This window comes from Proteus sp. FME41 (assembly GCF_014897315.1).
GTDB lineage: Bacteria > Pseudomonadota > Gammaproteobacteria > Enterobacterales > Enterobacteriaceae > Proteus.
The window spans coordinates 190,829-197,174 of sequence record NZ_JABUYL010000006.1; the positions used below are offsets into that span (position 1 = coordinate 190,829).

A 6,346-nucleotide genomic window follows, 5' to 3' on the forward strand; every position below is an offset into this window, starting at 1 on the left:
CGCTCACAGGAAGTTTGCCATAATGAGTATTACTGCTTAATAAAAGTTTATGTAATATCAATAAAATGTTGAATATTATTCGAGTATTTGAATGAAAAAAATTATGATGCAACAAGTTTATTCTTTGTCTGCATCAAGTTGCAGAACATCATAATTACAACTGCTATTTATCTTATTTCAGCCTTTTTTCTCAGAATGAAGAAAGACTGATGATAAGTCGTATCTAAAAAATCGGAGAATGTTTTATGTCTATTCGGTTTGGTTGGCGTCAATCATTAGTAACGTTAACTTGCTTAGCCGCGTTAAGCGTCCCTTTTGCAACATCTGCTCAAACGTTGAAATTAGCGATTGGTGAAGAGCCAACAGAGGGTTTCGACCCAATGCTGGGATGGAGTCATGGTAGCTATTTACTTCTTCATAGCCCATTGTTAAAACAAAATGCGGACCTCTCTTGGTATAGCAATATGCTTAGTGAGTACCAGCCAAGTGAAGATGGTAAAATATGGAAATTAACGTTAAAACCTGATTTAAAATTCTCTGATGGTTTACCGCTAACGGCAAAAGATATTGTGTTTACTTATAACAATGCGGCAGCCAGTGGCGGTAAAGTTGATATGGGGAATTTCCTCTCTGCAAAAGCGGATGATGATTTACATATCACTATGACGTTAAAAGCGCCACAAAGTACTTTTGTGAATGTACTGGGCTCTTTAGGCATTGTTTCTGCTGATAAGTATGATGAAAAAACCTACGCACAAAAGCCGATTGGTGCAGGCCCTTATCGCATGGTCAGTTTCCAACCCGGTCAGCAATTAATTGTTGAAGCTAACCCTTATTATGCTGGACAGAAAAACGATTTTGAAAAGCTCATTTTTGTTTTTCTTGATGAAGATGCCGCTTTTGCTGCTGCTCAAAGTGGGCAATTAGGTATTGTTCGTATTCCACCCGCAACAGCTGCCATTGCTAAGAATTTACCGAATACTAAATTGTGGGAAAGACCTAGCGTTGAAAACCGCGGTATTGTGTTCCCAATGGTAAAATCAGGCGAGAAAAACGCTCAAGGCTATGATATTGGTAATAATATCACTGCAGATATTGCTATTCGTAAGGCAATTAACTATGCACTTGATCGTAAATTACTCTCTGAGCAAGTGCTTGATGGTTACGCGATCCCTGCTTATACCGGCGTAAAAGGGTTACCTTGGGATCAAACTGACGCCGCGTTTAAAGATGGTGATATTGAAAAAGCCAAACAAATTCTTGAAGATGCAGGTTGGAAACTCAATAAAAACGGTATTCGTGAAAAAGAGGGTTTAGAGGCTAAACTGACTTTATGGTACACCAGTGGTGATGCAACACGTCGCGATCTTGCTGAGTCAATTCGTGCGTTAGTGCAACCTCTTGGTATTCAGATGGATCTTAAATCAGGAAGTTGGGATACCGTTGAGCGTTATATGCACTCAAATCCAACATTATTTGGTTGGGGCAGTCTTGATCCAATGGAGTTATATCACCACTACAGCGCTAATGCGGCTGGTGTGGGGTATTATAATCCAGGTTATTATAAAAACCCTGAAGTTGAAAAACATCTGCAAGCCGCACTTGATGCCCATACATGGCAAGAAGCCGTTCCTCATTGGAAAGCGGTTGAGTGGGATGGCAAAAATGGTGTGGGTGTGAAAGGTGATGCCGCTTGGGCTTGGCTGATGAATGTACAACATACTTACCTGACAAATCCTTGTGTTGATCTGGGTACAGGAACACCTGAAATCCATGGTTCATGGTCATTATTAAATAGTGTAGATACTTGGAAGTGGACTTGTCAGTAATACGTCAAAGTGCAGGTTTTTTCCTGCGATTACTCTGCCTGCTGTTGGTGACAACAGCAGGTGTTTTTATTTTATTAAGTTTTTCGCCGATTGATCCTATCAAGGCTTATATCGGGAGTGATTTACTTAATGTTCCCCCTGAACAATACCCTTTAATTGCCGCGCGTTGGGGAATTGATCAGCCTTTATGGATGCGATTTTGGTTTTGGTTTAGCCAAATTATTCAAGGGGATTTCGGTTATTCTATGTTGTATAACATGCCCGTTATTGATGTGATACGAGAGCGTGCTGGGCCTTCCTTTATTTTGCTCTTTTCGTCTTGGATCTTTTCAGGCGTGATTGGCGTTGTCATGGGATTAGTGGCGGGTCGATATCTTAATCGTTGGCCGGACAGGATCATTTCTACACTCTCTTATTTATTAGCCTCATTACCGACATTCTGGGTTGGATTGCTACTGTTATCGTTGTTTTCAGTCACTTTGCACTGGGCACCAATTTGTTGTGCATGGCCGATGGGAAGCAGCGCCGATGCTGCAACGCTAAGCCAGCGTTTTTCACACCTTATTTTACCTATGATAGCGCTTGGATTATTAGGCACAGGTAATATTGCACTGCATACACGCGCTAAAGTAGCCGAAGTGATGAGCAGTGAGTTTATTCATTTTGCAAAAGCCCAAGGTGATAAAGGTTGGGCTATGATGCTATTTCATGTTCTACGTCATGCCATTACACCAGCACTTTGCTTACAGTTTGCATCAATTGGTGAATTACTCGGTGGGTCTCTTTTAGCAGAGAAAGTGTTTGCTTATCCCGGTTTAGGGCAAGCCACTGTTGATGCAGGATTACGAGGTGATATTCCTCTGTTAATGGGTATTGTCGTTTTCAGTACTATTTTGATTTTCTTTGGTAATAGCATTTCTAATTCGTTATTACGCCGTATTAATAAAGGAATTTTGCGAGACTCATGATTTACGATCCGAACAAGCCTTTATTGCGACTTTTGTTAGTTACCCTCGCGTTAATTGGGTTAGTAACATATGGCTTTTCTGTTTCTGATACTGATATTGCAATGGACTTTTTAGCAAGAAATCAGGCTCCGTCAGATCAATATTGGTTTGGCACTGATAACTTAGGTCGTTCACTGTGGTTGCGTTGTTTTCAAGGCATGTTAAGTAGTTTAAATATTGGGGTAACAAGCGCAGTTGTCAGTGGCGCAATAGCATTGATTTTTGCTGGGATCTCATCAATTAATCGCTATTGCGATTTTCTGGTCAGAGGCATTGTCGATGCACTTTTGGCACTACCTCATCTATTACTACTGATTTTGATCTGCTTTACCTTAGGTGGTGGACAGCAAGGTGTCATTTGGGCAGTAGCATTAACCCATTGGCCTAAGCTTGCATTAATTTTACGGGGTGAAATACAACGTGTTCGTGAAGCTGACTATGTGATGTTATCACGCCGTATTGGTAATTCACCTTTTGAATGTGTAAAAAAACACTATATCCCTATGTTATTACCGCAGTGGATTGTCGGAACGTTGTTGATGTTTCCTCATGCTGTATTACATAGTGCAGCATTAAGCTTTTTAGGTTTTGGACAAGCGGCTCACGAGCCTTCGCTCGGCTTATTATTAGCTGATGCATTGCGTTATTTAAGTACAGGTTCGTGGTGGATGGTAGTGTTTCCGGGGTTTATTTTGATGTGCCTAGTCTTGATTTTTGATCAATTTGCTAAGGCAATGCAACAACTGTGGTTAAGAGGAGCAGGATGTTAAGTTTTGAGCAGCTTTCCATTGATATTGCACAATTTCGTTGGTTAGGAAAACGAAACTGGCAACCATTGCTAAAATCAATCTCATTGGATATCAAACCCGGAAAAATGCTGGCGCTAGTTGGCGGGAGTGGTGAGGGAAAAAGTCTATTATTACAAAGTGCATTAGGGCTTTTGCCTGCCAATATGCGCGTTCGTGGTGCGATTAAACTTAATGGGCATGTATTAAGTGAACGAGAGCTTATTGCTTATCGTGGCAATACCTTTTGTTATATTCCTCAAGGTGTGACCGCACTTAATCCGTTGATAAATATTGGTGATCAATTAAGTCGCTCAGCTCGTTTAAGTGGGGCTGATGTCACGCATGACGATATCGTCCAACAATTAGGGCTTTATCACCTTTCTGGTTCATTAGTGAAGACTTATCCAGCAAAACTTTCAGGTGGTATGGCTAAACGAGTATTGGCCTGTAATGCGACACTGTCTAACGCACAATATATTTTGGCTGATGAAATTACCTCATGGCTTGATGATGAACATGCGTGTTTATTATTAGGGCATTTAAAAGAGTTATGTCATCAAGGTAAATCAGTACTTTGGGTTACGCATGATTTAGCCTTAGCGGCACGCTTTGCTGATACAATTGCGGTGCTTAATCAAGGGGAAGTGAATGAAATTATTCCAGCAACGGTGCTTAATCAACATGAAGGCAGTGAGTGGTTAAAAACACTCTGGAATGCGTTGCCTGAACAACAATTTCTCAGTCGAAAAGAAACATCACCTAATCTATTACCATCTTGAATTATTAAGCATTATCTTTATACCTCTCATCTGTTATTGCTGGAGTTATCTTTATGCCACTTTTAGAGTTACAACAATTATCTGTTAAACAAGCAGGTAAGGTGTTATGGCAAGATCTCTCCTTTTCATTAGATGCAGGGGAGCGGCTCGGGATCTCTGCACCAAGTGGTACAGGGAAAACAACATTAGGTCGTGTTTTAGCGCAATGGCAAGCACCAAGCCAAGGTTTAATACTCTTTAATGGCAAACCGTTATCTGAAAAAGGGTATTGTCCAATTCAATTAGTTCCTCAGCATCCTGATAAATGTTTTAACCCCTTTCGTTCAACTGGAGATAGTGTCCGTGATGCTTGGTCCCCCGATGAAAGCTGGCTTGAAAAATTAAAAATAAAACAAGAGTGGCTAACACGTAGGCCTAATGAATTATCTGGCGGAGAGCTTGCACGTATTGCGTTATTACGAGCATTAGATCCTCGTACTCAAATATTAATTGCTGACGAAGTCACTGCACAATTAGATGCACAAATTCAAGCCGATATTTGGCAAGTATTAATCGATGAAAGTCAGAAACGTCCTTTAAGTTTGATTATTTTTAGTCACAATAAAGCTTTACTTGAGAAGGTTTCGACCAAAGTGTGGTGGGTTGATAAAGAAGGTTCTTTTTCTCTTAGTCACCAAAAATAATAATTGTTTTAGTCGATTAGTTAAAAAAAAGCTTCCTATATTTTGATATAGGAAGCCAAATATAACTGCTAAATGTAACAATAAGGAATTAGAAGCGATAAGTGTAACTTACACCTATTTGCATATCGTGATTACGATAGGTTGTCATTTCCCAATTGGCGGCAGTATTAACAGAAGATCGTTTATCAAACTGATAAGTTAATCCTACATTGGCAAATGGACGTTGCTTGAGTTGTTTTTTATTTTCAGTGTAATTAATATCCTGTTGACCTAAGTAATCAATATAGCTACGAAAATCACCTTGATGATGTGATAAATTCCAGAGTAGACCTGCTTTGGTATTCAGTATGAAAGATGAACCTAATAAATAATCTACCCCTAATCCCATTTTAGCTAACAGTGACGATGTTTTGAGTGCATCGTAGTGTGCTGCAAATTGAGCATTTTGAGTTTCACTGTACGCTGAACGAGAAATTTGATTAAAAGTTAGGCCTGCAAATGGCGTAAGTATAAAATCATGTGTTATTGAATATGGATAAGAGCCTTGTAAGTCAATATGATAACCAGAAACTCTGGCCTTTCCTTTACCCGCTTCTGTATTGCCTAATACTTGCCTTTCAATAGAAACTTTACGATTTAAATAAGCGCCTTTTAAAGAAAGATGTAGTGCATTACGGTTTAGCTTAGCATTGTGTGACGGCATTAAATCTAGGCTAAAGCCTATTAAAGGTAATGCATATCCTTGATATTGATAGCCTTTAGGTAATGAAGAATAGATATCTGTATCAATGGCGAGGCCGACAATAAGAGGAATATGATTGATATCAACACGATAAGCTCCACTTAATCCTGTTTGTGTTGCATTGGCTTTTTGTTGCTTTTGAAAATGAGTAAAGCCGCTGATGCAGGCTTTTTCAGTATCTACAGAGCAGGTAGCTGATGCTAAATAACGTAGTTGTCCTTGCTGCATATCCATTAATTTATAGCCATTTTCAGCCATTAATTGCATGGATTTATGAGTGTTTTCAATATCAACAGGCTTACTAACAACAATGGATGGTTTGGTATCTGTTTTCTCTTTAGCGCGCAGCGCTAGTTCGTCTTCAACTGGGAGTATTTCTTTCGGTAATTGATCTTTATCTACCTGAACTTGCTGTTTTTCGATTTCAGCTTGCTCTTTCTGTTTGGCAATCTCAGCTAAGCGGTCTTTCTCTGCTTGAATGGCATGTTGCTTGGCAATCTCAGCTAAGCGGTCTTTCT

Annotated in this window: 6 protein-coding genes; 5 read left to right on the forward strand and 1 reads right to left on the reverse strand. The window is 39.7% G+C overall.

The window, feature by feature from the left end:
* Positions 1-245: 245 nt before the first annotated feature.
* From INT04_RS07990 to INT04_RS08010, 5 genes are read left to right on the forward strand one after another with little or no spacing between them, the layout of a single operon-like run.
* Positions 246-1,829: an ABC transporter substrate-binding protein gene (locus tag INT04_RS07990; protein ID WP_193015622.1), complete on the forward strand. Its 1,584-nt coding sequence runs from the start codon at positions 246-248 to the stop codon at positions 1,827-1,829.
* Positions 1,814-2,797 (forward strand): ABC transporter permease, encoded by a 984-nt coding sequence (locus tag INT04_RS07995; protein ID WP_413465716.1) that lies wholly within the window; start codon positions 1,814-1,816, stop codon positions 2,795-2,797. Before INT04_RS07990 ends, INT04_RS07995 begins: the two co-directional genes overlap by 16 nt.
* Positions 2,794-3,606, forward strand: a complete 813-nt coding sequence (locus tag INT04_RS08000) for an ABC transporter permease (RefSeq protein WP_193015623.1) — start codon at positions 2,794-2,796, stop codon at positions 3,604-3,606. Before INT04_RS07995 ends, INT04_RS08000 begins: the two co-directional genes overlap by 4 nt.
* Positions 3,600-4,403, forward strand: a complete 804-nt coding sequence (locus INT04_RS08005) for an ATP-binding cassette domain-containing protein (RefSeq protein ID WP_193015624.1) — start codon at positions 3,600-3,602, stop codon at positions 4,401-4,403. Before INT04_RS08000 ends, INT04_RS08005 begins: the two co-directional genes overlap by 7 nt.
* A 53-nt stretch (positions 4,404-4,456) precedes the next feature.
* Positions 4,457-5,086: an ATP-binding cassette domain-containing protein gene (locus INT04_RS08010; RefSeq protein ID WP_193015625.1), complete on the forward strand. Its 630-nt coding sequence runs from the start codon at positions 4,457-4,459 to the stop codon at positions 5,084-5,086.
* A gap of 88 nt (positions 5,087-5,174) precedes the next feature.
* Here the strand turns inward: INT04_RS08010 and INT04_RS08015 are convergent.
* Positions 5,175-6,346 (reverse strand): autotransporter outer membrane beta-barrel domain-containing protein (locus INT04_RS08015; RefSeq protein ID WP_226894025.1); only part of this gene is annotated, 1,172 nt, incomplete at its 5' end.